The 21,188-nt window shown below is 60.0% G+C and carries 25 protein-coding genes; 8 read left to right on the top strand and 17 right to left on the bottom strand.

What is annotated here, in order from left to right; genetic code table 11:
* Window positions 1-11: 11 nt before the first annotated feature.
* Window positions 12-1,139 (top strand): serine hydrolase domain-containing protein, encoded by a 1,128-nt coding sequence (locus tag AC1DV6_RS03665; protein ID WP_477975233.1) that lies wholly within the window; start codon window positions 12-14, stop codon window positions 1,137-1,139.
* Window positions 1,140-1,141: 2 nt separating this feature from the next.
* On the opposite strand, the gene AC1DV6_RS03660 is transcribed toward AC1DV6_RS03665, so the two are convergent.
* Window positions 1,142-2,050 carry a MaoC family dehydratase gene (locus AC1DV6_RS03660; RefSeq protein WP_477975231.1) on the bottom strand — a complete coding sequence of 303 codons (909 nt, stop codon included), beginning with the start codon at window positions 2,048-2,050 and terminating at the stop codon, window positions 1,142-1,144.
* A gap of 46 nt (window positions 2,051-2,096) precedes the next feature.
* Between AC1DV6_RS03660 and yaaA the strand changes: the two genes are divergently transcribed.
* From yaaA to queF, 3 genes are read left to right on the top strand one after another with little or no spacing between them, the layout of a single operon-like run.
* Complete coding sequence (gene yaaA / locus AC1DV6_RS03655; RefSeq protein ID WP_477975229.1) at window positions 2,097-2,879, top strand: peroxide stress protein YaaA; 783 nt, start codon at window positions 2,097-2,099, stop codon at window positions 2,877-2,879.
* A 55-nt stretch (window positions 2,880-2,934) separates the two neighbouring features.
* Window positions 2,935-3,846 (top strand): alpha/beta fold hydrolase, encoded by a 912-nt coding sequence (locus tag AC1DV6_RS03650; RefSeq protein WP_477975227.1) that lies wholly within the window; start codon window positions 2,935-2,937, stop codon window positions 3,844-3,846.
* Complete coding sequence (gene queF / locus AC1DV6_RS03645; RefSeq protein ID WP_477975225.1) at window positions 3,833-4,693, top strand: NADPH-dependent 7-cyano-7-deazaguanine reductase QueF; 861 nt, start codon at window positions 3,833-3,835, stop codon at window positions 4,691-4,693. The genes AC1DV6_RS03650 and queF overlap by 14 nt, the downstream gene beginning before the upstream one ends.
* Here the strand turns inward: queF and AC1DV6_RS03640 are convergent.
* The 3 genes from AC1DV6_RS03640 to dinB all read right to left on the bottom strand — a co-directional run bounded on the left by AC1DV6_RS03640 (window position 4,674) and on the right by dinB (window position 9,889).
* Window positions 4,674-7,298, bottom strand: a complete 2,625-nt coding sequence (locus AC1DV6_RS03640; protein ID WP_477975223.1) for an EAL domain-containing protein — start codon at window positions 7,296-7,298, stop codon at window positions 4,674-4,676. The genes queF and AC1DV6_RS03640 overlap by 20 nt on opposite strands.
* A gap of 106 nt (window positions 7,299-7,404) precedes the next feature.
* Window positions 7,405-8,250, bottom strand: a complete 846-nt coding sequence (locus AC1DV6_RS03635; RefSeq protein WP_477975221.1) for an enoyl-CoA hydratase-related protein — start codon at window positions 8,248-8,250, stop codon at window positions 7,405-7,407.
* Between the two features lie 364 nt (window positions 8,251-8,614).
* Window positions 8,615-9,889: a DNA polymerase IV gene (gene dinB, locus AC1DV6_RS03630; protein ID WP_477975219.1), complete on the bottom strand. Its 1,275-nt coding sequence runs from the start codon at window positions 9,887-9,889 to the stop codon at window positions 8,615-8,617.
* Between the two features lie 90 nt (window positions 9,890-9,979).
* Here dinB and AC1DV6_RS03625 point away from each other — a divergent pair, with 90 nt between their 5' ends.
* On the top strand, window positions 9,980-10,876 hold the full coding sequence (locus tag AC1DV6_RS03625) for a c-type cytochrome (RefSeq protein WP_477975217.1): 897 nt from the start codon (window positions 9,980-9,982) through the stop codon (window positions 10,874-10,876).
* Between the two features lie 27 nt (window positions 10,877-10,903).
* Here AC1DV6_RS03625 and AC1DV6_RS03620 read toward each other — a convergent pair whose 3' ends face one another.
* The 8 genes from AC1DV6_RS03620 to AC1DV6_RS03585 form a co-directional block, all read right to left on the bottom strand.
* A complete protein-coding gene (locus AC1DV6_RS03620) occupies window positions 10,904-12,049 on the bottom strand; it encodes an alpha-hydroxy acid oxidase (RefSeq protein ID WP_477975215.1) in 1,146 nt (381 codons plus the stop codon).
* A 160-nt stretch (window positions 12,050-12,209) separates the two neighbouring features.
* A complete protein-coding gene (locus AC1DV6_RS03615; RefSeq protein WP_477975213.1) occupies window positions 12,210-12,749 on the bottom strand; it encodes a GNAT family N-acetyltransferase in 540 nt (179 codons plus the stop codon).
* 58 nt (window positions 12,750-12,807) lie between these two features.
* Complete coding sequence (locus AC1DV6_RS03610; protein ID WP_477975211.1) at window positions 12,808-13,386, bottom strand: methylated-DNA--[protein]-cysteine S-methyltransferase; 579 nt, start codon at window positions 13,384-13,386, stop codon at window positions 12,808-12,810.
* Window positions 13,361-13,669 (bottom strand): DUF1272 domain-containing protein, encoded by a 309-nt coding sequence (locus tag AC1DV6_RS03605; protein ID WP_477975209.1) that lies wholly within the window; start codon window positions 13,667-13,669, stop codon window positions 13,361-13,363. The genes AC1DV6_RS03610 and AC1DV6_RS03605 overlap by 26 nt, the downstream gene beginning before the upstream one ends.
* A 22-nt stretch (window positions 13,670-13,691) precedes the next feature.
* Window positions 13,692-13,940, bottom strand: a complete 249-nt coding sequence (locus AC1DV6_RS03600; protein ID WP_477975207.1) for a DUF3297 family protein — start codon at window positions 13,938-13,940, stop codon at window positions 13,692-13,694.
* Window positions 13,941-13,968: 28 nt separating this feature from the next.
* Window positions 13,969-14,109: a hypothetical protein gene (locus AC1DV6_RS03595; protein WP_477975205.1), complete on the bottom strand. Its 141-nt coding sequence runs from the start codon at window positions 14,107-14,109 to the stop codon at window positions 13,969-13,971.
* 59 nt (window positions 14,110-14,168) lie between these two features.
* Window positions 14,169-14,519: a nuclear transport factor 2 family protein gene (locus AC1DV6_RS03590; RefSeq protein ID WP_477975203.1), complete on the bottom strand. Its 351-nt coding sequence runs from the start codon at window positions 14,517-14,519 to the stop codon at window positions 14,169-14,171.
* A 2-nt stretch (window positions 14,520-14,521) separates the two neighbouring features.
* Window positions 14,522-14,851 (bottom strand): low molecular weight protein tyrosine phosphatase family protein, encoded by a 330-nt coding sequence (locus AC1DV6_RS03585; RefSeq protein WP_477975201.1) that lies wholly within the window; start codon window positions 14,849-14,851, stop codon window positions 14,522-14,524.
* Window positions 14,852-15,037: 186 nt separating this feature from the next.
* Between AC1DV6_RS03585 and AC1DV6_RS03580 the strand changes: the two genes are divergently transcribed.
* Window positions 15,038-15,433, top strand: a complete 396-nt coding sequence (locus tag AC1DV6_RS03580; RefSeq protein ID WP_477975199.1) for a hypothetical protein — start codon at window positions 15,038-15,040, stop codon at window positions 15,431-15,433.
* 308 nt (window positions 15,434-15,741) lie between these two features.
* Here the strand turns inward: AC1DV6_RS03580 and AC1DV6_RS03575 are convergent, their stop codons facing one another.
* The 5 genes from AC1DV6_RS03575 to AC1DV6_RS03555 all read right to left on the bottom strand — a co-directional run bounded on the left by AC1DV6_RS03575 (window position 15,742) and on the right by AC1DV6_RS03555 (window position 18,920).
* Complete coding sequence (locus AC1DV6_RS03575; protein WP_477975197.1) at window positions 15,742-16,377, bottom strand: DUF4145 domain-containing protein; 636 nt, start codon at window positions 16,375-16,377, stop codon at window positions 15,742-15,744.
* A gap of 167 nt (window positions 16,378-16,544) precedes the next feature.
* On the bottom strand, window positions 16,545-17,123 hold the full coding sequence (locus AC1DV6_RS03570; RefSeq protein ID WP_477975195.1) for a hypothetical protein: 579 nt from the start codon (window positions 17,121-17,123) through the stop codon (window positions 16,545-16,547).
* A gap of 170 nt (window positions 17,124-17,293) precedes the next feature.
* Window positions 17,294-17,698 carry a ribonuclease E inhibitor RraB gene (locus AC1DV6_RS03565; protein WP_477975193.1) on the bottom strand — a complete coding sequence of 135 codons (405 nt, stop codon included), beginning with the start codon at window positions 17,696-17,698 and terminating at the stop codon, window positions 17,294-17,296.
* A gap of 131 nt (window positions 17,699-17,829) precedes the next feature.
* Window positions 17,830-18,249 carry a hypothetical protein gene (locus AC1DV6_RS03560; RefSeq protein ID WP_477975192.1) on the bottom strand — a complete coding sequence of 140 codons (420 nt, stop codon included), beginning with the start codon at window positions 18,247-18,249 and terminating at the stop codon, window positions 17,830-17,832.
* 53 nt (window positions 18,250-18,302) lie between these two features.
* Window positions 18,303-18,920: a TetR/AcrR family transcriptional regulator gene (locus tag AC1DV6_RS03555; RefSeq protein WP_477975190.1), complete on the bottom strand. Its 618-nt coding sequence runs from the start codon at window positions 18,918-18,920 to the stop codon at window positions 18,303-18,305.
* A 122-nt stretch (window positions 18,921-19,042) separates the two neighbouring features.
* Between AC1DV6_RS03555 and AC1DV6_RS03550 the strand changes: the two genes are divergently transcribed.
* Complete coding sequence (locus AC1DV6_RS03550) at window positions 19,043-20,359, top strand: NAD(P)/FAD-dependent oxidoreductase (RefSeq protein WP_477975969.1); 1,317 nt, start codon at window positions 19,043-19,045, stop codon at window positions 20,357-20,359.
* Complete coding sequence (locus AC1DV6_RS03545) at window positions 20,356-21,162, top strand: DUF1365 domain-containing protein (RefSeq protein WP_477975188.1); 807 nt, start codon at window positions 20,356-20,358, stop codon at window positions 21,160-21,162. Before AC1DV6_RS03550 ends, AC1DV6_RS03545 begins: the two co-directional genes overlap by 4 nt.
* The last annotated feature ends 26 nt before the right edge of the window (window positions 21,163-21,188 follow it).

Genomic DNA, 21,188 nt, shown 5'->3' with positions numbered 1-21,188 from the left:
CTATGAAACGCATGCGAGTTGTCCTAGGGCTGTTCGCTATCTGGCTGGTGGCGGCTTGTGCGATGGCACAGCCCCGTGAATTCGCGGCATTGGACGCCCACGCCAAGGCCCTGATGCAGGCGCAAGGCGTGGTGGGCATGGCGCTGGCCGTCATTGAGGGCGGTCAGGTGGTACATGTGGCGTCCTACGGACAGCGGGATGTTGCAAAGGCTTTGCCGCTCACACAAGACACCGTGATGTACGGCGCTTCGCTGACCAAGGCGGCGTTTGCGTATTGGGTGCTGCAACTGCAAGACCAGGGCAAGTTGGGCTTGGATACACCAGTGTCCGAGCTGTTACCGCAGGCCTTGCCGGAGTACGAGGCGTATGCCGATCTGGCTGCGGACGCACGTTGGAAACGGCTCACGCCGCGCGTCCTGTTGACGCATTCCGCCGGGTTTGCCAATTTTCGCTGGCTGGAGCCCGACAAGAAGTTGCGTTTCCATGCCGACCCGGGCAGCCGTTATCTCTATTCGGGCGAAGGCATCAACCTGTTGCAGTTCATTGTGGAGCGGCGTACGGGCTTGGACACCGGCGGTGAGATGCAGGCCCGCATCTTCACGCCGTTTGGCCTGCAAAACACCAGCATGCGGTGGGAGTCACGCTTTGCACAAAACTATGCCGAAGGCTATGACATCCATGGCGCCGTCGTGCCCCACAGCCAGCGCGGCCGTGCGCGCGCGGCGGGGTCTATGGATACGACTATTGCCGATCAGGCGCGGCTGTGGGCTGCGATTGTGCGTGGTGATGGACTGAGCGCCGCCGGGCGGGCCGAGATGGTGAAGCCGGGGCTCGCGATCACCTCCAAACACCAGTTCCCCACGCTGTCAACAGACACCGAACCGCGCAATGCGGAGGTCGGGTTGGCGGCGGGTCTAGGTGTCGTGACTTTCCGCGACACCAGCGGCCCCGCGTGGTTCAAGGGTGGGCACGACGATGGCACGGCCAATATGGTGCTGTGCCTGGAGGCGGGCAAACGCTGTGTGGTGATGCTGTCCAACGATGTGCGCGCCGAGCGAATCTACCCGCGCATTGCGGAGCTGGTGTTAGGGATGACCCGTATGCCCTGGTCCTGGGAATACAGCGACTTCAAGCCGTAGTCTTAGCGCGTCAAGCGCCCCTCGATATGCGGCTCACCGCCGGGCTGCACGCGCAGCACAAACTGAGTTGCGCCATCGGCGGCGGCCGTATGCAGTGCCACGCTGCCAGGTATCAGCAAAGGCCGTTTGAAACGCAAATCCAGCCTGACTGGAAGGCTCTGCGGCTGACCGGCCTGCAACAGCGACAGGCAGCGCGCCGCGCTGAACAGGCCATGCGCAATCGCACGCGGGTAGCCGAACAGTTTGGCGGTGAAAGCGCTGATGTGGATGGGGTTCCAGTCGCCGCTGGGGCCGGCGAATAGGCGGCCTGCGTTGGCAGCGACGGACCACTCTGCGATGGGGGTGCCCCATGCGGGTTCATCAGCGCTTGCAGCGTGGGCACCCTTGGCGGATTTCTTTTGCTTGGCGGGTGCCAGAAAGGTGCTGATCTCGCGCCAAGCTATTTCGCCTTTGACGCGCACGATGGTGTGGATCTCGAACATCTGGCCGCGTTCGTTGGCGGTGATGCCATCCAGCGTGCACTCAAAGTCCAGCGCCTCGCCGGGCGCAATGGGCTGCAGCGATTCGGTCTGGTTGGCCCAGTGCACCAGGCCCAGCAGCCGGATTGGGAAACTCTCGTGGGCCATGATGGCCATATGCAGCGGCATTGCCATCGCGTGCACATACAACAGCGGGAGCGCAAACGCGTAGTAGGGCGCGGGGGCGTTCGGGATACAGACTGGGCCAGTCTCGCCTTCTGTGAGCGCGATGTAGTCACGCAGCGTTTTTGGGTCTACTCGCGCGCTGGTCCATATGGCGTGAAACTTCACGTTGAGCTTGTCGGGCGCAGCCAGCGCCGGGCGGCGGGCCAGGAGTGAAGCCAGCAGGGCGCCTTTGTTGGAAGGGGTTTGGCTGTAGTTGAGATCAATCATCGCGGTGGCCCAGTGTGATGCTGGTCATTATCCGGATAATGCGCGCATGCTCTTTTTGCTTTCTCCCGCCAAGTCCCTGGATTACGAGACCCCCGCACCGGCCGCACTGGCTGCGCTACCCCCCACACCGCCACTTTTCGTCAAACACAGCAAGGAACTGATTGACGTTTTGCGCGGCTACACGCCGCCGCAGATTTCCGAGTTGATGGACCTGAGTGACAACCTTTCCGCGCTGAATGTGGCGCGCTACAAGGCCTGGTCATCCCGCGCGACGGTTAAGAACGCGCGACCCGCGCTGCTGGCCTTTGATGGCGATGTCTACGGCGGCCTGGATGCCTACAGTCTGAGCGCGGACGATTTCGCCTGGGCGCAAGAGCATGTCTGCATGTTGAGCGGCCTGTACGGCGTGTTGCGCCCTTTGGACCTGATGCAACCGTATCGCCTGGAGATGGGCACGAGCCTGCCCAATGCCCGCGGCAATACGCTTTACAAGTTCTGGGACGAAGAGGTGGCGAAGTACCTGAACAAGCGTGTGAAGGCAGACGGCTCTGGCATCGTCATCAACTGCGCATCGCAGGAGTACTTTGGCGCGGTCAATACCAAAAAGCTCAAAGCCCAGGTCATCGAATGTGCCTTTCTGGACTACAAGAACGGCGGCTACAAGACCATCAGCTTTTTCGCCAAGCGGGCGCGTGGCCTGCTGGCGCGCTTTGCGATCACGCAGCAACTGGAGACCCCCGAGCAGTTGAAGGATTTCGATCTGGATGGCTACCGCTTCCACGCCAAGTCGTCCAGCGTTGAGCGTTTGGTGTTCCGCCGTAAAATTTAAACCAAAATTCCAACCATATGGGCCTGAAGCGCCCGAAAAATGAGCGTAAGCAGCTATGAAAATCAGAGCAAACGGATTGGATATCGAGGTCGAAGATTCGGCCATAGGAGCAGACGCGGCGCACGCCAGGCGCCCGGTCGTGCTGCTGGTGATGGGCCTGGGCATGCAACTGATCGCCTGGCCGCCGTATTTTGTGCAGCCCCTGTTGGATGCTGGTTACCGCGTGATCCGGCTCGACAACCGCGACATCGGCCTGTCCAGCCATCTGGACCATCTGGGCAAGCCCAACTTGGTGTTGGCGACGCTGAAACTGAAGCTGGGCTTCACGCCCAAAGCGCCGTATTCCGTCGCCGACATGGCGGCTGACGCATTGAGTGTGCTGGACGCTTTTAAGATTGACAAGGCGCACGTGGTTGGCGTCAGCATGGGCGGCATGATTGCGCAACGCATTGCGATTGCGGCACCCGCCCGCGTCTTGAGTCTGACCAGCATCATGAGCAGCAGCGGCGCCAAGGGCTTGCCCAATGCCAAGCCTGCCGTGCTGAAAGTCTTGCTGGGACGGCCCATGAGCGCAACGCCCGAAGGCGTGGTGGCGCATTACCTGAAGCTGTTCCGCGTGATCGGCAGCCCAGCGTTCCCGATGCCTGAGGCCGCACTGCGCGAGCGCATTCTGGCGGGCATGCAGCGCAGTTTCTATCCGATAGGTACATTGCGCCAGATGTTGGCCATCGTCTCCGACATCACGCGCGCGGCACAGCTCGCGCGCGTGACCAGCCCAACGCTGGTGCTGCACGGCCTGGCCGACCCGCTGGTGCCTTACCCCTGCGGCGAAGACACGGCCAAACGCATCAAGGGCGCGAAGCTGGTCGGCATTGAAGGCATGGGCCACGACCTGCCGCCGCAGCCGGTTGCGCAAATGCTGGCCGAGCTGATTCCGCACCTGAAGGCCCACAATGAACACGCCTGAAAAGAACACGCCGGAACAAAGCCAGCTCGGCAAGGCCTCTGCCTATATCGACCAGTACGACGGATCGCTGCTGTTTCCGATACCGCGCGCAGGCAAGCGCGCCGAAATCGGTATCACCGGCGCCGCTCCATTCTTTGGCGCCGACATGTGGACAGCGTTCGAACTGAGCTGGCTGAACACGCGAGGTAAGCCGCAAGTTGCGCTGGCGCATATCACCGTGCCGTGCGAGTCGGTCAACATCATCGAGAGTAAATCGTTCAAGCTGTACCTGAACAGCTTCAACAACACCCGCTTTGCCGATGCGGCCGAAGTGCTGGCCCGGCTGCGCACCGACCTGAATGAAGCCGTATGGCGTGGCGGCGTGGTGCAGGCGTCGATAGGCGTGCGCCTGACGGCGGCAGAGTGGTTTGACCGTGAACCCATCTTTGAGTTGGACGGCCTCAACCTGGACCGGCTCGATGTGGAATGCACGCAGTACCAGCCTGCACCAGAGCTGCTGCAGACCGTGCCTGACGAAGGCGCCGTCAGCGAGGTGCTGGTTAGCAATTTGCTCAAGAGCAATTGCCTGGTGACCGGCCAGCCCGATTGGGGTAGCGTGCAGATCAGCTACACCGGCGCGGCCATCGTGCAAGAAGGCCTGTTGCAGTATTTGGTGAGCTTTCGCAACCACAACGAGTTCCATGAGCAATGCGTGGAGCGCATCTTCATGGACATCTGGACGCGCTGCAAACCCACCAAGCTCACCGTCTACGCGCGCTACACGCGCCGCGGTGGTCTGGACATCAACCCCTTCCGCACTAGCTACCCGCAAGCGCTGCCGGGCAATATCAGGACAGCGCGCCAGTAACGGTTACAGGTGCCGCAGACCCTGCGGCTACACCAGGGCGGCCAAAGTAGTAGCCCTGAAACGCATCGCAACCGATGCCGGCTAGAAATTCGGCTTGCTCGGCGGTTTCCACGCCTTCGGCGATGACGGTGAGGCCCAGGCTGTGGCCCAGTGCGACGACCGTGCGCGCAATCACCGCATCGCTAGGGTCGGTGAGTACATCCCGCACAAATGACTGGTCCACTTTGAGTTGGTCCAGCGGCAAGTGCTTGAGGTAAGTGAGCGACGAGTAGCCAGTGCCAAAGTCGTCCAGCGAAAAGCCGACGCCGAAACTCTTGATGGCGCGCATCTTTTCGATGATGTCCTCCAGATCCTTGACCAGCATGCTCTCCGTCAATTCGAGCTTCAGGCGCAGTGGGTTGGCTCCGGTTTTTTCAAGCGCCAACTGGACCAGGTTGACAAAATCGGGCTGTGCAAATTGAAGGGCGCTGACATTCACCGACAAGGTCCAGCGCGTGGTGGATGGATCCGTCGACCACACCACCAACTGCTGGCAGGCCGTCTCCAGTACCCATTGCCCCAGTGGCAAGATGAGGCCGGTACTCTCTGCAAGAGGAATGAATTCGGCAGGTTGCACCATACCTCGGCGATGGTGCTTCCAGCGCACCAATGCCTCGTTGCCCACGGTAACGCCACGGCCATTGACCTGGGGCTGGTAGTGCAGCAAAAATTCTTGTGCATCCAGGCCGCGGCGCATGTCGCGCTCCAGCTCCGCCTGAGCGTCAATCGCCGCTTGGGTGATGGGATCAAAAAAGCGTACCGTGTTGCGCCCGGCGGTCTTGGCCTGGTACATCGCCACGTCCGCTTTCCTCAGCAGATCCTCCAGCGAATGCTCTTGGGCCAGAAACACCACGATGCCGATGCTGGGTGTGCTGGTGTGACTATGTTCTCCCAATGCATATGGCTGCCCCAGCGAGGCCAGAACCTTCAGAGCGATGGCCTCGGCCTGCATGGCCGCTTCTTGGGGATCGTCGCTCATGGCCTCCATCAGCACCACAAATTCATCACCGCCCAGCCGGGCTACGCTGTCCACTTCGCGCACACAGGCTTTCAGGCGGCGCGCTACTTCACGCAGCAGCACGTCGCCCATCTCGTGGCCCAGCGTGTCGTTAAGTTGCTTGAAATGGTCCAGGTCCAGAAACATCACTGCACCATGGGTGCCATTGCGGGTCGATGTGGCAAGTGCCTGCTTGAGCCGGTCCATCAGCAGGCGGCGATTGGGCAGTTCCGTCAACGGGTCGTAAAAGGCCAATCGACGGATTTCCTCGTCGTTCTGGCGGCTCTGGGTAATGTCGCGCAGTATGCCGATGCCCAGTACCCGGCCCTCGCCGGCCAAGCGCGAGACGGACACCGCCATGGGAAATACCGTGCCATTGCGCCGCAGGCCTTCAAATTCAAGCTGCAGGCTTTCGGCCCCGAGCGTGTCCAAGCTGACCATTTGCCGGAGCATGGGCGCATATTCGGCATGGCGCGTGGGCGGTGTCAGGGTAGCAATGTCGCTGCCGATGACCGCCACGGCCGGGTAGCCAAACATGGTGCTGGCGGCCTTGTTGAAGGATTCGATGGTGCCGGTCGCATCGAAGGTCACCACTCCATCGGCCATATTGTCAAGAATGGCACGTGTACGCAGAGCCGATTCGCGCAGCGATGCCTGGCCCGCACGCAATTGGGCATCGGTTCGCTGGTGCTCCATCGCCAGACCGACGACGTAGGCGCCACGGCGCAAGGCGTCCAGCTCTTGCGGCGTCGGCGTGCGGGGCTGGGCATAGTAGGTGGCAAAGGTGCCCACGACCCGTCCCTTGGGCGAGAGTATAGGTACCGACCAACACGCTACCAATCCGTGTTCAGCCGCCAGGTCGCGGTAGTCGGCCCAGAGCGGGTCGGTACGGATATCGCTGACCAACGCATCCTTCCCCACAAAGGCCGCCGTGCCGCAAGAGCCCACGCCCACCCCAATGGCTGCTCCGTCAACCGCCGCATTGAAGGCAGCGGGCAGGCTGGGCGCTGCGCCGTGGCGCAAATGCACGCCATCTTCGTCCAGCAGCTGCACCGAGCACATCGCGCCTGGAAAACTGCGCTCGTAGTTGCGCACAAATGTGTCCATCACCGTGGTCAGCGTAGCGTTGCCTATCAGCATCTCCAGCATGCCGCGTTCAGCATCCATTTGCGTCTGCACATGGTGCTCGATGGTTTTGTCCAGCATTGCACACAGCAAATAAGCCGGCTGACCCTGTGCGTCCAGCAAGCGCTGGCGAAAAATCTGGAACCAGCGCAACCCTTGCAGCGTTGGGCTCCAGAATTCATCCGTGTGGTTGGTCGGTGCGTCGCCGGCCAGCGCTTCCGCGTCCCATTTGAGGCTGCGTTCCAGAGCGTCAGCCTGCAGAAGGTCAGCACCCTGCGTACCCTTCAACATTGCAAAGGGCACTTTCAACAGGGCTTGGGCGCCGGCGTTGGCCAATACAAAGCGGCTTTGGGCATCCTTGAGGATGACGGGCAGTGGCAGTGCGTCGAGCATCACCTGCATCTGGGGTAGTTCCAATGCAAGGTGTGGGGGCGACAGGTTCATCGAAACAGTGTAGCCCGATTAGGTCCGATATGCCGGTTGCGAACTAACCGGCATATCCAGTGAATTGCTATCAGAAATATAGCTATCCACGCATGATGTATGGAGCCTATTGGCCTATTTGTGTGAAGCTATGGAGTGCTTTGAGCTGCGGAAAATCCGCTTGCTGCTTGGCCTTCATCGCCATCACCGACGCCATCACATGGCGGTTGCTCCAGATCGCGCCTTGCAACCAGCCCATTTGCTTCAGCGAATCCTCCACCGAATGGTCGCGCGCGTAGTGCACCGCCTGCTTGGTGCCCCAGATCGCGACGGGCGGCTTGCTGGCAATCTCGGCTGCGCAAGCCATCGCGGCTTCCAGCGTGGCCTCGGGCGTGTCATACACCGCGTTGACCAGCCCGTATTGCAGCGCCTTGTCCGCAGGCAGGCGGCGCCCGGTGTAAGCCATCTCCTTGACCACAGCCATCGGAATCAGCTTGGGCAACCGCTGCAACGTGCCCACATCGGCCACCATGCCGATGTTGATTTCCTGGATGCAGAAGAACGCGTTGGAAGTCGCGTAGCGGATGCAGCAGGCCGTGACCATGTCCACCGCGCCACCAATGCAACCACCTTGAATAGCCGCAATCACCGGGATACGCAGCGTTTCCAGCTTGGTGAACGTGGCCTGCATGTCAGTCAGCATGTCAAAGATCGCCGCACGGCCTTCCGGGCTTTGATCATCCATCGTGATTGCGCCTGCAAACGTGTCCAGCGCCATGCCAGCGCTGAAATGTTTGCCGGTACTGCTGATGACCAGTGCTCTTGCCGAACCGTCCTTGTGGATGTTCGTCAGCACAGCATCCAGCTCACGCCAGAACGTGGGGTGCATGGTGTTCATCGCTTCGGGCTGGTTTAGCACCAGGTGGGCGATGTGGTTTTCGGTTGTCAGTTTGAAAGATTGCATAGCGGTCATTGATGTCTCCGTATAGGGTCGGTGTGACTGTAGTGCATGTTGTCATTGGGGGCTGTCGCGTTGGATCAGGTGTGTCGGGTACTCCCCTCAGCGGATGTCCCCCGGCCTTCGGCCTCCTCCTTGATTCCGCCCAGGGAAGCACCCAACCCACCTGATCTGAAGTGATATTGGCGTATCAATGTCTTGGGGTTCAGCTTCCGGCGGCGACCGCTGCAAGCGGACGGTGTGGGGTGGGCCTCATTGCGTGGACTTGGGGTTTTGCCAAATCAAGGAGGAGGGGCCCTCACGGCCCCGGGGGACATTCGCTTTGGGGCTTACCCCGCGCCGTCAGCGGGCGTACACCAAGGTAGCTACGACAGAAGAGCTAAAAAAGCCACCCCGTCCGCTCGTCCTCTGCTCCTGATTCGATAGCTGCCTGTGCACGTCTCCCGGGCGCCGCAGCCCGATTCTTCTCATATTCCAAAGCTTCTTCCGCACTCAAAAGCGCCGCCATCCGCACCCCCAACAACCGCAGTTTCTTCTGCAACGGCGCCCGCTTCAAACACAGCCCCGCCACACGCCGCATCTCTTTGGCATCGTCAATGTGCTTGTCAATCGTGATGTCGCGCGTGACCGCAGTGAAGTCCTCGTACTTGATCTTGATGCCAACCGTCTTGCCCACGTAGCCCTTGCGCTGCAAGTCACTGGCAAGCTGCTCACAGAGACTCGTGAAGATCGCGCCCAGCTCGGCCTTGTCGCGCACCGCGTGCAGGTCGCGCTCAAACGATGTCTCGCGGCTGATGGAGACGGGCTCGCTCTCCAGCACGATAGGCCGGTCATCGCGGCCGTGCGATGCGTCATGCATCCAGGCCCCAGTGCGCTGGCCGAAGTGGGCCATCAGCCAGTCCAGGTCCTTGGCCGCCAGCTCACCAATCGTCTGAATGCCATAGCCTTTGAGCTTTTCATCGGCCTTGGGCCCAATGCCATTGATCTTGCGGCAGGCCAGTGGCCAGATCATGGTTTCCACGTCCGTGTCATGGACGATGGCAATGCCGTTGGGTTTGTTGAATTCGCTGGCCATCTTGGCCAGCAGCTTGTTGGGCGCTACGCCGACCGAACAGGTCAGGCCCGTGTCGTCAAAGATGGCTTTCTGAATCAGCCGCGCCAGCACGCGCCCGCCTTCACGCTGCCCACCGGGCACATCGGTGAAGTCGATGTAGACCTCGTCTACCCCGCGGTTCTCCATCAGCGGCGCGATCTCGGTGATGATGGTTTTGAAGCGGTGCGAGTAGTGGCGGTATTGCGAAAAATCGACCGGCAACAAAATCGCCTGCGGACACATCTTGGCCGCCTTCATCATGCCCATCGCCGAACCCACACCAAACTGGCGCGCGGCATAGGTGGCGGTGGTGATCACGCCGCGGCCCGTGTAATCCCGCAACAGAGGAAATGCGGAGACCGGGATCTCGTGCAACGGTAGGTCGGCGTACTTCTCGCGCAGCGCATCGTCCAGCGCGCGGCGCCCGCCGCCAATCACCACCGGCAGGCCCTTGAGCTGCGGATAGCGCAGCAGCTCGACGGACGCGTAAAAGGCGTCCATATCGAGATGGGCTATCCGTCTCACCGGTGGGTGTGACGGTTGGGCAGTGGGCTCGGGCATAACCAAAGGATATCAAGACCTGCGATCTACATATTGCGCAATGGGCGCGGTGGCACTAGGATGCGCAGTTCCAAAAAAAGGGAGGCTAGTGTGAAACGCTGGATCAAATGGACGGGTGGGGTGGTGGGTGGACTGGTGGTGGTCGTGGTGGGGCTGGTGATAACGGGGCAGCAGATGGCGCAGGCCAAGCGCACCCGGCAGGTGGACGTGGCGGTGCAAGGCATCCCCTACGCCACCGAGGCCGCCGATCTGGAGCGCGGTCGCTATCTTTTCGCATCGCGCGGCTGCGTGGATTGCCACGGTGCCAATGGCGGCGGGCGCGAGTTTGTCAATGATGGCAAGGGCACGCGCATTGCCGGCCCCAACATCACATCGGGAGGAACAACCGCTGCTTACACGCCGCAAGACTGGGTGCGCGTGATACGCCATGGCGTCAAGCCTTCGGGCCAGCCGGTGTTCATCATGCCCAGCGAAGACTACAACCAGTGGGTGGACGCGGATGTGGCCGCTGTGGTCAGCTACGTGCGCAGCTTGCCGCCTTTGCCGGGCGATGGGCGTGTGATGGAGTTGCCGCTGCCGGCGCTCGTGTTGTATGGCTTTGGGATGATTCCCGATGCGGCCCAGCGCATTGACCACAGCAAGCCCCCGGCCACTGCAGTGGCTGCTGGTGTAACGCCGCAGCACGGTGCTTACGTGGCCAATATGTGCATTGGCTGCCATGGAACAGGCCTGTCCGGCGGAAAGATCGCTGGCGGTCCGCCTGACTGGCCGGCCGCGGCCAACCTGACTCCAGGTGAGGGCAGTGTGATGCCGTCCTACCCGGATGCCCAGACTTTTGTTGCAATGCTGCGCAGCGGTAAGCGGCCCGACGGCAGCGTCATCAAGGTCATGCCTTTCGGCTCCTTGCGGGAGATGAATGACACCGATGCGCAAGCCATCTATGCCTATCTGAAGACCGTGCCGCCCAAACCCAACGGGCAGCATTGACGCAGACCTAGCGCGTTTGACTGCTGCTTAGTAGCTGCCGGGCAGCAGAATGCTTTTGTCGACGGTCTGGATGTTGGTATGGCCGCAAAACGCCATCGTCACATCCAGCTCCTTGTGGATGATTTCCAGCGCGCGGGTGACGCCGGCTTCGCCCATCGCGCCGAGGCCATAGACCATCGCGCGGCCAATCATCGTGCCGCGTGCGCCCAGCGCCCAGGCCTTGAGCACGTCCTGTCCGCTGCGGATGCCTCCATCCATCCAGACCTCGATCTGGTCGCCCACCGCGTTGGCAATCTCCGGCAGCGCCGAGATGGAAGAGGGCGCGCCGTCGAGCTGGCGACCACCGTGGTTGCTGACCACGATGGCATCGGCGCCGCTTTGCACGGCCAGCTTGGCATCTTCCAGGTCCTGAATGCCCTTGAGGATCAGCTTGCCGCCCCATTTTTCCTTGACCCATTTGACGTCTTCCCACGACAGCGTGGGATCGAACTGTTCGTTGGTCCAGGACGCGAGGGAGCTGATGTCGCTGACCTCTTTGACGTGGCCGACCAGATTGCCAAAGGTATGGCGGCGCGTGCCCAGCATGCCCAGCCACCAGCGCGGCTTGGTGGCCATATCCAGCAGGTTGCCCATGCTCGGAATGGTCGTGGCGCGCATCTTGTTTTTCAGATCCTTGTGGCGCTGGCCGATGACCTGCAGGTCCAGCGTCAACACCAGCGCGCTGCAGCGGGCCGCGCGCGCGCGTTCGATCATGCGCGCCATCGCATCGCGGTCACGCATCATGTAGAGCTGAAACCAGAATGGCGCTGTGGTGTTGGCGGCTACGTCTTCAATCGAGCAGATGCTCATCGTCGACAGCGTGAACGGAATGCCGAATTTCTCGGCCGCGCGTGCCGCCTTGATCTCGCCGTCGGCGCTCTGCATGCCGCACAGGCCGATGGGCGCAATCGCCACTGGCATGCGCGCGGTCTGGCCCACCATCCGCACCTCGGTCGTGCGGTTCTCCATGTTCACCGCAACGCGCTGGCGCAGCTTGATCTTCTGAAAATCTTCGGAGTTGGCGCGGTAGGTGCTCTCGGTCCAGGAGCCGGAATCGGCGTAGTCGTAAAACATGCGCGGCACGCGGCGCTTCGCCAGAACGCGCAGGTCTTCGATATTGGTGATGATGGGCATGCAAAAACTCCAGGTGCTTGCTGCCAATGTTAGCCGCGGCTCAGGGAGAGCGGTTTGAAATCCACCTTACGCCGGATGAAATAAATTCTTCAGAGGAGAAAATGCCTGAAACGCCCGCAGAATATGCGTAAGCAGCTACCAAATCTATAGCGACTCCGCCTCAGGCAGCACCCGGATTGTCCCGCTGTACCCGTTGCAGATAGTCAGGGATCGCCCCGCCCTTCAGCGGCTTCACCATTACGCGCACGTTGTTCACGCGTCGGCCCATCGCTATCGCATCGCGGGTACGCACTTGCATGTAGCCTTGTTTGCGCCAGAAGTTCTCGGCTTTGCCCCAGCCTTCCACCGCGCCCAGGCGCACCCAATGCGCCCCCTGGCTTTGCATCCACCGCTCCATCGCCTCGTACAGCGATGGCGCGGTGCCCGTTCCATGCAGGCGCGTGGCGACGATGAACAGGCCGATATGCCAGACGCCCGGCGCCAGAAAGTCCGACAGCACACTGGCCATCGCTACCCAAGCCCCATCGGAATCCGTGATTACCAGCATCCAGCGATTGCCAAACCGCATTTCCACAGGCGGCAAGTCGTCAAACTCCTGCTGCGCTTCTTGTGGTGTGGGGCCTTGGCCGTTGACGGCCTCAAAATAGATCGGGTTGTCTTCGAAGAAGCTTTGCAACTGGGGCACTTCGTCGGCGTGCATTTCTCGGGCTTGATACGGCCCACTGACAAAAAGCATGGGATGGTTCATCGTCTGGCGCTCAGTCAAACAATCCTGGCCCGCCAAATTGCGCGCGCTCGGTCAGCAGCATGCGCAGCTTGGTGTCTATGCCGCCTGGCGCCGAGAAGCCGCCCGAGCCGCTGTTGGCCGCCAATACGCGATGGCAAGGCACGACCGGTGCAAACGGGTTGGCCCCCAGCGCCTGCCCCACCGCGCGTGACGCGCCGGGTTCGCCCAACAGTTTGGCCACTTCGCCATAGGTCAGCGTCTGGCCTGGCGGGATGCGGCGTGTGACTGCGTAAACGCGCTGGTGAAACGGCGGCACTCCATCCATGTCCAGCACCAAATGCGTCAGGTCGTTGGGTTCCGGCGGTGTGCCGTTGAGTAGCGCCACCACATCGTCCATCGCCTGCTGCACATGCGCGGGCGGCGCGCTCTCGTTGCAATCGGGAAACTGGCGCGCCATGCGGGCGCGCAGTGCCGCCTCGGTGGGTTCCGGCAGGTAGACGCCAGTCAGGCCATTGGGCCCCCAGGCGATGCCGCAATGCCCCAACGCCGTGGGGAACAGCGCGTAGCCCTTTGTATGGGCCGTGCTAACGCGCGTCGGATGGAAGGTCATGCAGCGTCGCCACCAAAGCTGCGTGGGCCTCTGCGTTCACGGGCCGGTGTTTGACCGTGGTGCTGGCCGGGTCTGCGCCCAGGAAGTTGTTGCCCTTCCAATTCTTGGCCGGACGAACCGGTCGGGGTGTAAATCCACCGCCGCAATTGGGGCAGACATTGCCCAGCACCGTGTCCACGCAGTTCGCGCAAAACGTGCACTCGTAGGAGCAGATGCGCGCCTCAAGGGAGGCGGGCAGCAAGGCTGTGTTGCAGTGTTCGCACGTAGGGCGCAGTTCCAGCATGGGATCTCCTTGCGCAGTGCGCTTAGCTGTAATACGCCTCGACGCGGCCCTTGAGTTTGATCAGCAGCGGCTGACCTTTGCGGTCCAGCGTCTTGCCTGCGGGCACTTTGACCCAGCCTTCGCTGATGCAGTATTCGACAACGTCTTCGCGTTCCTTGTCGTTGAAGCGGATGCCGATGTCGTGTTCAAAAACGGCGGCGTTGTGGTGCGGGCTGCGCGGGTCGATGGACAGGTGATCGGGCAGTGGAGGGCGTTCGGTAGGTTCAGTCATGGTGTTACTTTTTTGGGATGAGGTGTGGTTAACCCAGGATGCGGAACAGGCCGTATGCGGACAGCACGCCCGTTACCGCTAGCAGAGCTGTTTTGGTATTGCGAGCGCCGATCAGACTACCTGCGATGCTGCAGGCCAGGATGGCGCCAAAAATATAGGTAGTTTTCATATGCGAATGGTAAGGCACAGCGGCAAGGCTGCGTCGGCATGCAAACGCGGATGGCGTGGCTATTGCCCGCTGAGAAACCAGACCTTGGTGATACCGGCGGGTGACACCTCATAGATCGCCGCCACCTCCATCACCGCATCGCCCACACCGGTCACCCGCTCCAGGTCAATCACCTTGTTGCCAAACACCATGCGGCTCACCAGTTCCGCATGCAGCGCAGGCAGGTTGAAACGGTTCTTGCGATAGTGCTCAGACAAGGCAGCGCTGCCGACCAGGAAGGGCGTCGTATCAGGCAGCCGGAACGCGACGACGTCTTCTGCATATTCACGGACAAAGCTCTCCAGATCGCGGGCGTTGTAGGCGTCGAGCTGGCGCTGGGCAAAATCTTCGGGTTTGAAGTCGGTGGTCATGGCTATTCAGTGAGTTTGAGAATTCCGCCTACGGAGGATTGCAACAACTCTACCAACTCCGGGTCCATGTATTTGTAGTCGTCCGGAATGTCGAGCACATGAATGGACTTGTTGTGAATGGCATCACGGTAGTCAGCGCGCAACCGCGACTTGTGCTTTTCCTCCATCGCAAAGATCACATCGGCCCATGCGAGGTCGGCCTCAGAGACCGGGTGCCGTGCATTGGGGCTGGTGCCTGCAGAGCGGACGTTGAGGCCCGGGTGCTTGCGCCAGACCTGTTCAGCAGTGGGGCTGCGCCATTGGTTCTTGCTACAGATGAAGAGGATGTTCATTGTCTAGCTGCTTGACGGCTATAGGCTGATTGCGGACTTATTGCGCGTTCAAAAGTGGATTGTCGAACGTAGCGTTAACGTTTGAACTGATGAGACGAATCCGGCTGGCTGCACGGGGCGATGATCAACTGCTGAGCGAAGTGCGGCTTGCCTGTTGAGGTCCACTCGATAGAAGGGTTAGGCACTATGAATTTCGTCGAGCCCTCGGCGGACGTACGTGGTGAATTGTTGGTCCATGAAGCCCAGAAGAAAACCACTCAGTTCGCTGCAGATGCTTGCGGCAATCGCCGCCTCGCCACCTCCAGCGTTCGGCGTAAGCCATCCGTGCGCAAAGATGTGTCGCACCGCAGATGCTATGTACGCTACGTTGCACGGGTCATTTGCCATGTAGTTCTCAAGTTCCTTTTTGTGCGCAGGATTTACGCGATCGTGCAAGAAGGCGTAGAACCGGCTATCGGTGTCAATGGCGCGCAGCGTCTTGAGCAGCCCGATGGCGCCGGCGTCCTCAAGTTCTGGGCCTATTGTGGATTGCGACTTCCCGCAGATTTGAAGGAACACCTCGAACGTGGAGTAGGTGAATAGCAGCCGAGTGAATTCGCCATAGCCAGCAGCGGTCGTGTCCGAGTAGCCGTCTAGGACCACGCCTCGAAATGCTGACGCGGCTCGATACCGCGCGGCGAAGCGATTTACATCAGGGAGAGGTCGAACAAAGCCGAAGAATTCAGCACCTGCCGCACTTGCGTACGCACAGAAATCCCCCCATGATGTCAGGGTGCCAGGTGGAGGTGCCATATATGAGGTTTAACGTTCGAAATTTGCGGCGCATGCGTAGCGCGTGGCTTCAGCATTTTGGTGCAACGAAATGCAGCATGATCAACCGCTGCACAAGCTCAGTCTTTCAACTGAGCCAACCTTACGCTCTCGGGCAGAGTAAAGAGGTACATCAACACAAACTTTGTGAAGTTCTGAATCTCAAGCGCATGGTCTTTGTCGGACTTGCCCGATTCGTGCAGCATTTCATTGGCGTCCAAACGCAAGTGGTGCGACCACTCTTTTAAGGAAGCCGTCAAAAGCCCTTTTTCAGCCATCAGGTCTATGCGCTTGTGCAGTTTGTAAGCCTCGACCTCGGGGCTCAGGTCTTTCAGACCAATCTCCAGCGCTTTTCTGAACATGCCAAACGCGGCATCGGCACTCAGACTAAGCACTTCGCACCCCTCTTTGAAAGCCTTGGCAACCGCGTCCGGGAGATGCTGTGGAATGTCAGTAGCCTTGGACTTGGGCTCTATATCCCAAATGGTAACGCCAGCTCCTGAGGCGTCTTTCAAGCGCAGATCCAGCGAGTGGCTGTGGGGGGTTCGGCTGCGTCCCTGATCGTGCACATGGGCGACGATGCCACGGCTGCAGCCACTGCAAATCAAAAACAGGTTCCAGCCGCCAGATCTATGCAAGTCCGACGCAGCAGTTATCGAATTGAAGGTGATCCCTTTGGCGCTGCAGTATGGGCAGTCATGAATGAGGGTTGCCATGCGTAATTTCTCCCAGCAAATCGTCTACTACGACGGAGTAGTTCGTCGCATTGTAGAGATGCACTCGGAGCGCCCTTGGCTGTCCGGATGTCTGCTATCGCTGCAAAGCAGCATCAATTGCTGACGCATTGCTCGCGTCACAGGCAATTGGCGGCGTTAAAAACAGGTTATTTTTTTACAGAGTTAATCACGTCAATTGAGTCCATGGAGAACTCAAGAAGCATGCCTGTCGGGCCGCCGTCCATTTGCAGATAACCATAATTCATACTTGGACCGGCGTTGAACTTGTCTATTTTGAATTTGCGTGGGAGTTTGGTACTTTTGAGTGCTGTGTTTTGATTGGCGGCACTTGCGATGCGGAACCCGGCGTCACCACTTGAAAGCGTTGTTCCGTCTAGTACCGGCGAAGCTCCGTTGACATCGACCAAATCTCCTACATTGGACTTGGTATTGTTCATAAGCGCGATACCCAATGTATCTGCAATGACTGTATGGCCGCCGAATTTGATTGTCATTGCCGATGGTGATTGAATTTGGTAATACGCATAGTTTTTGGTTTGACCGCCTGTCGGTGTGTCGACGTCATAGGTAAATGTCCCTACAACTGCAGTGCCTGGCGGTACGCCAAGAGGGCTCCCATACGTAACTAGTCCAGAAAACTGAAAAGTGATTGTTTGGGCACTGGCTGTCCCTGCTAACAAGAGCAGAGAAAGTGAAACTAGTGCAGACAAGTTCTTGAAAGTCATATAGGCCTACCCTTTATAGATTTGAAGTTTGAAACCAGGAAGCAACACAGCGTCTCAAAGCACTAAGCGCTTGTGGCAATTCTGAAGAGAGCTTTCCAAAATGAATATCACCCATTTGGGGGATATTGGGAAATGGCCGTATACCTTGCAAAACAGGTATCCACTGCCCGTCACTTCACCAACGAAGTCCCCCAACCATCGTATTCGCCACCCTCTGCCGCAGACAGGGTGGAGAGGTCCCTGCGCAATTCGCGCATCAATTCGACCGAGGGGACCATCTTGCGGGTGGCGAGTACCAGCCAATCGAGAGAGCCGGACGAGGCGGGCCGGACCGCGGGGGTGAAGCCCAGTGCGAACAATGCATCCCCGACACGCCTAGCGGCATCTTCCGTGGGGAAATATAGGAAAAATTCCACCGGATGCGTTTTGTTGAGATCCGATCCGGCTTTGCGCAGCTGGGAGATCACGTCGGCATCTCCTACCAAGTGGCCCGATGTACCCCGGTGGCGCGCCAGGTACATCATTGCGATGGTGAAGATGAAGAAGAGAAAAGTGATGAAAGTGGTCTGAGACATGGGGCGCTCACCAAAATAAAGGTTGAGCGCAGTCTAGGTATTCAATGCAAGTAGCGGTATCCCCCAAATGGGGGATATTGGTTGAATTTTGTAAAACAACAACGGCTGCAAATGCGTTGTTGTGAGGCCGGCTAAGGCTTGGTAGCCGGCTCCGTTTGCGGCACTGGAGCCGCCTTGGTGGGAATGGGGATGCCGCCGCCCACAGCGCCAAGGCGCTGCGCTTCGGCCATGGATCGGCCGCTGGGTGGTGGAAGAGCGCTCAAGAACTTGCTGGTGGCGGGCGCTTGCGGTGCAGCGGCAGTCGGCTTGCCGTCGACTCCGGCTTCTTTTTTCCTGTCGGCGGGTGCCGCTGCTGCTGCCGGTGTTGCCGCGGATGGCTCCGATTTGTCTGGCCCCCACAGCACAATGCCTTTGGCCGTGCCCTGGATGATGCCGAGCCGCTTCTGATACAGGGACGGCGTGGGTTCCTCTGCAGAGGCGTTGGTCACATTGGTAAGTGCCAGCGCGAGCAGGCACAGCGATGGGAAGAGACGGGGATTACGAGATGACATTGGCAGGATTCCTTCTGCGATCCATTTTAGGCATCGCACGCTAACACTGCGGCTCAGCGTGCGTTTAGCCCATCAAAACAAGTGGCCATCACCAGCGCAATGATTTGCTCGTCGGTGTAGAGCTCGCCCATTTTCAGGAACTCCAGCACCGGGTCGCAGGCGCGCGCATAGAGGGTGTACAGCACCGCAATCGCGGGCAGCTTGGGATCGATCGCGCCATCTTTCTGCGCTTTTTCGATCCAGGCGCCGAGCCGGTCGCTGACGTCCATCAGGCCATCCATGTAGTCCTTGTTGCCCATCAGCGCAGTGCGCAGGTTGGAGTTCTGGCTGGGCAAGGACGGCATTTCGCCCGCCAGCTTCAGGCCCATGGTCCATTGCACGACCGCGCGCAGCTTGTCGATGGCCGAGGCCTCGGCTGGGAGCTCGTCCAGAAAGGTTTGGGCGCGGCGCATCACCGAGACCATGGCCGCGGCGGCCAGGTCTTCCTTGCTGGTGAAGTGCTTGTACAGGCTGGCCTTGGCAATGCCCACGTCTGCAGCGACTTCGTCCACGGTCATCGCTTCGTAGCCCTTCTCGGCGAGCAGGCGGTTGACGGACTGGATGATGGCGTCTTCACGGGCCAGAAGCATCTGCGCCTTGAAAGAAACCTTGAGGGGGGTAGCGGTGGCCATGCGCAATTGTAGCCGTTCCGGGCTACTAATAGACTGATTTGGCTATTTGTAAACTAATCAGTATTTATTATTACCAATTAGTATAGAATTCGCCGAAATCAATCGAAAAGGTATCTGTGCCGATCAAAGTTGCCATCGTGGGTTCCGGAATTTCTGGCTTGGCTGCCGCCCATGCGCTGCGCGGCAAGGCCGAGGTCACGCTGTTTGAGGGCGGCAGCTACTTTGGTGGGCATACGCATACCGTGGATGTCACGCTTCCCACAGAGCGGGGCCCGGTCAAACATGGGGTAGACACGGGTTTTCTGGTGCTCAACGAGCGCACCTACCCGCAGCTGATTGCGCTCTTCGCAGAGTTGGGTGTTGCAACGGCGAAATCGGATATGTCGTTCTCCGTTCAGGCACACGACTTTGCCAGCGGCCACGATCTGGAGTGGAGCGGCTCCAGCCTGAATACCGTGTTTGCTCAGCGCGCCAATCTGGTGAACCCGCGCTTCTGGGGCATGTTGCGCGATCTGCTGCGTTTCAATAAGTTGACCACGCGCATTGCCAAGCAGGGTACGGAAGCGCAACTGGCGCAACCGCTGGGCGACTTTTTAAAAGAGCACCGTTTTGGCGAAGCGTTTTGTGACTGGTATTTTCTGCCGATGATGGCCTGCATCTGGAGCTGCCCGACGGCGCAGATGCTGCAGTTCCCGGTATCGACCATGGTGCGGTTTTGCCATAACCACGGTCTGCTGCAAATCACCAACCGGCCGCAATGGTGGACGGTGCAGGGTGGAGCGCGCAACTACGTCGACAAAATCATCGCAGGCATAGACCACAAGTACCTGAACACCCCCATCGCGCGCATTGAGTATTTGCCTGCGGGCGTCGGCCCGGGCATGGTTCGCGTTCGCACAGGCAGTGGCAGCGCCGTGTTTGACCGGGTCATCATTGCCACGCACTCCGACCAAGCGCTCGGCCTTCTGGTCGGACCGAACACGCAGGAGCGCGAGATTCTGGGTGCGATCCAGTACCAGTCAAACCGCGCTGTGCTGCATACCGATGCATCCGTGTTGCCGGAGCGCAAAGCAGCCTGGGCCGCCTGGAACTACGAGCGCTCCGCCGCGCCGGGGCAACGCGCCAACCGCGTATGCCTGCATTACCTGCTGAACCGCCTGCAGCCGCTGCCCTGGGAGCAGCCCGTGGTGGTGAGCCTGAATCCGCTGCACCCAATTGCGCCGAACAAGGTGCTGGGCGAATACGACTATGCGCACCCGGTGTTTGACCTGGCTGCCGTAGCAGCGCAGCGCCGCATGCCGTCACTGCAGGGGCCGCAAGGCCGCTATTACGCTGGCGCATGGATGGGCTATGGCTTCCATGAAGATGGTTTGAAGGCCGGTTTGACGGCGGCGGGGCAACTGCTCAACGATGTTGGCTTGAGTGGGGGTGCGGCATGAACCAGCCGCTGATCGGATTTGGCCAGGTGCGCCACAACCGGCAGCGGCCGAAGCAGCATGCGTTTGCCTATCCCACGTATTTTTTGATGTTGCCCTTGCGCAGCATGGTGCGGCGGCCGCAAGCGCGCGGCGCCTGGGCGTTGAACCGATCGGGTTGGCTGAGTTTTTTTGAGACCGACCATGGCGATGGCAGAACCCCTGCCGAGGGCGGGGCGCTTGGGTGGCTGGATGAATTGCTGCAACGCGAAGGCATCAGCGATGCGACGGGAGAAGTCTGGTTGCACACGTATCCACGGGTGTTGGGTCACACGTTCAAACCCGTGAGCTTCTGGTATTGCCACCGCCCGCCAGATGCCGAGGGTGGCGACCAGGGCGGCGCACTGCGCGCCATCGTGGTCGAGGTCAACAACACCTTTGGCGAACGCCATTGCTATTTGCTGGACGCGCCGCACTATGGCCAAACGCTGCTGGCCGACAAGGTGTTCCATGTGTCGCCGTTCAACCCGGTGACAGGGCACTACGCGTTCCGCTTTATGCGCAGCCAGCACAACGGCGAAGAGCGCAGCGTGGCCCGCATAGATTACTTTGATGACAGCGCGGATACGCAAGCAGTTTTGCAAACCAGTATCAGCGGCACCCTGCGGCTGCTGGACCACGCCGCGCTGCGCCATGCGCTGTGGCGCTACCCGGCGATGACGCTGGGCGTGGTGCTGCATATCCATACGCAGGCCCTGCGCCTGTGGCTCAAGCGCGTGCCGTGGTTTCGCAAGCCGGCTTTGCCTATCGAATCGGTCACGCGCTAGTCGCACCCACGTTCAACTTTCCCTTC

The organism is Rhodoferax sp. P2_H8_2 (genome assembly GCF_056403235.1).
This window is presented reverse-complemented; position numbering and strand designations above follow the sequence as displayed.

Excerpts from the sequence above, each read along its gene's own strand:
- AC1DV6_RS03665 (WP_477975233.1), top strand. The coding sequence starts at position 12 with ATGCGAGTTGTCCTAGGGCTGTTCGCTATCTGGCTGGTGGCGGCTTGT.
- AC1DV6_RS03660 (WP_477975231.1), bottom strand. The coding sequence starts at position 2,050 with ATGATTGATCTCAACTACAGCCAAACCCCTTCCAACAAAGGCGCCCTG.
- yaaA (WP_477975229.1), top strand. The coding sequence starts at position 2,097 with ATGCTCTTTTTGCTTTCTCCCGCCAAGTCCCTGGATTACGAGACCCCC.
- AC1DV6_RS03650 (WP_477975227.1), top strand. The coding sequence starts at position 2,935 with ATGAAAATCAGAGCAAACGGATTGGATATCGAGGTCGAAGATTCGGCC.
- queF (WP_477975225.1), top strand. The coding sequence starts at position 3,833 with ATGAACACGCCTGAAAAGAACACGCCGGAACAAAGCCAGCTCGGCAAG.
- AC1DV6_RS03640 (WP_477975223.1), bottom strand. The coding sequence starts at position 7,298 with ATGAACCTGTCGCCCCCACACCTTGCATTGGAACTACCCCAGATGCAG.
- AC1DV6_RS03635 (WP_477975221.1), bottom strand. The coding sequence starts at position 8,250 with ATGACCGCTATGCAATCTTTCAAACTGACAACCGAAAACCACATCGCC.
- dinB (WP_477975219.1), bottom strand. The coding sequence starts at position 9,889 with ATGCCCGAGCCCACTGCCCAACCGTCACACCCACCGGTGAGACGGATA.
- AC1DV6_RS03620 (WP_477975215.1), bottom strand. The coding sequence starts at position 12,049 with ATGCCCATCATCACCAATATCGAAGACCTGCGCGTTCTGGCGAAGCGC.
- AC1DV6_RS03615 (WP_477975213.1), bottom strand. The coding sequence starts at position 12,749 with ATGCACGCCGACGAAGTGCCCCAGTTGCAAAGCTTCTTCGAAGACAAC.
- AC1DV6_RS03610 (WP_477975211.1), bottom strand. The coding sequence starts at position 13,386 with ATGACCTTCCATCCGACGCGCGTTAGCACGGCCCATACAAAGGGCTAC.
- AC1DV6_RS03605 (WP_477975209.1), bottom strand. The coding sequence starts at position 13,669 with ATGCTGGAACTGCGCCCTACGTGCGAACACTGCAACACAGCCTTGCTG.
- AC1DV6_RS03600 (WP_477975207.1), bottom strand. The coding sequence starts at position 13,940 with ATGACTGAACCTACCGAACGCCCTCCACTGCCCGATCACCTGTCCATC.
- AC1DV6_RS03595 (WP_477975205.1), bottom strand. The coding sequence starts at position 14,109 with ATGAAAACTACCTATATTTTTGGCGCCATCCTGGCCTGCAGCATCGCA.
- AC1DV6_RS03590 (WP_477975203.1), bottom strand. The coding sequence starts at position 14,519 with ATGACCACCGACTTCAAACCCGAAGATTTTGCCCAGCGCCAGCTCGAC.
- AC1DV6_RS03585 (WP_477975201.1), bottom strand. The coding sequence starts at position 14,851 with ATGAACATCCTCTTCATCTGTAGCAAGAACCAATGGCGCAGCCCCACT.
- AC1DV6_RS03580 (WP_477975199.1), top strand. The coding sequence starts at position 15,038 with ATGAATTTCGTCGAGCCCTCGGCGGACGTACGTGGTGAATTGTTGGTC.
- AC1DV6_RS03575 (WP_477975197.1), bottom strand. The coding sequence starts at position 16,377 with ATGGCAACCCTCATTCATGACTGCCCATACTGCAGCGCCAAAGGGATC.
- AC1DV6_RS03570 (WP_477975195.1), bottom strand. The coding sequence starts at position 17,123 with ATGACTTTCAAGAACTTGTCTGCACTAGTTTCACTTTCTCTGCTCTTG.
- AC1DV6_RS03565 (WP_477975193.1), bottom strand. The coding sequence starts at position 17,698 with ATGTCTCAGACCACTTTCATCACTTTTCTCTTCTTCATCTTCACCATC.
- AC1DV6_RS03560 (WP_477975192.1), bottom strand. The coding sequence starts at position 18,249 with ATGTCATCTCGTAATCCCCGTCTCTTCCCATCGCTGTGCCTGCTCGCG.
- AC1DV6_RS03555 (WP_477975190.1), bottom strand. The coding sequence starts at position 18,920 with ATGGCCACCGCTACCCCCCTCAAGGTTTCTTTCAAGGCGCAGATGCTT.
- AC1DV6_RS03545 (WP_477975188.1), top strand. The coding sequence starts at position 20,356 with ATGAACCAGCCGCTGATCGGATTTGGCCAGGTGCGCCACAACCGGCAG.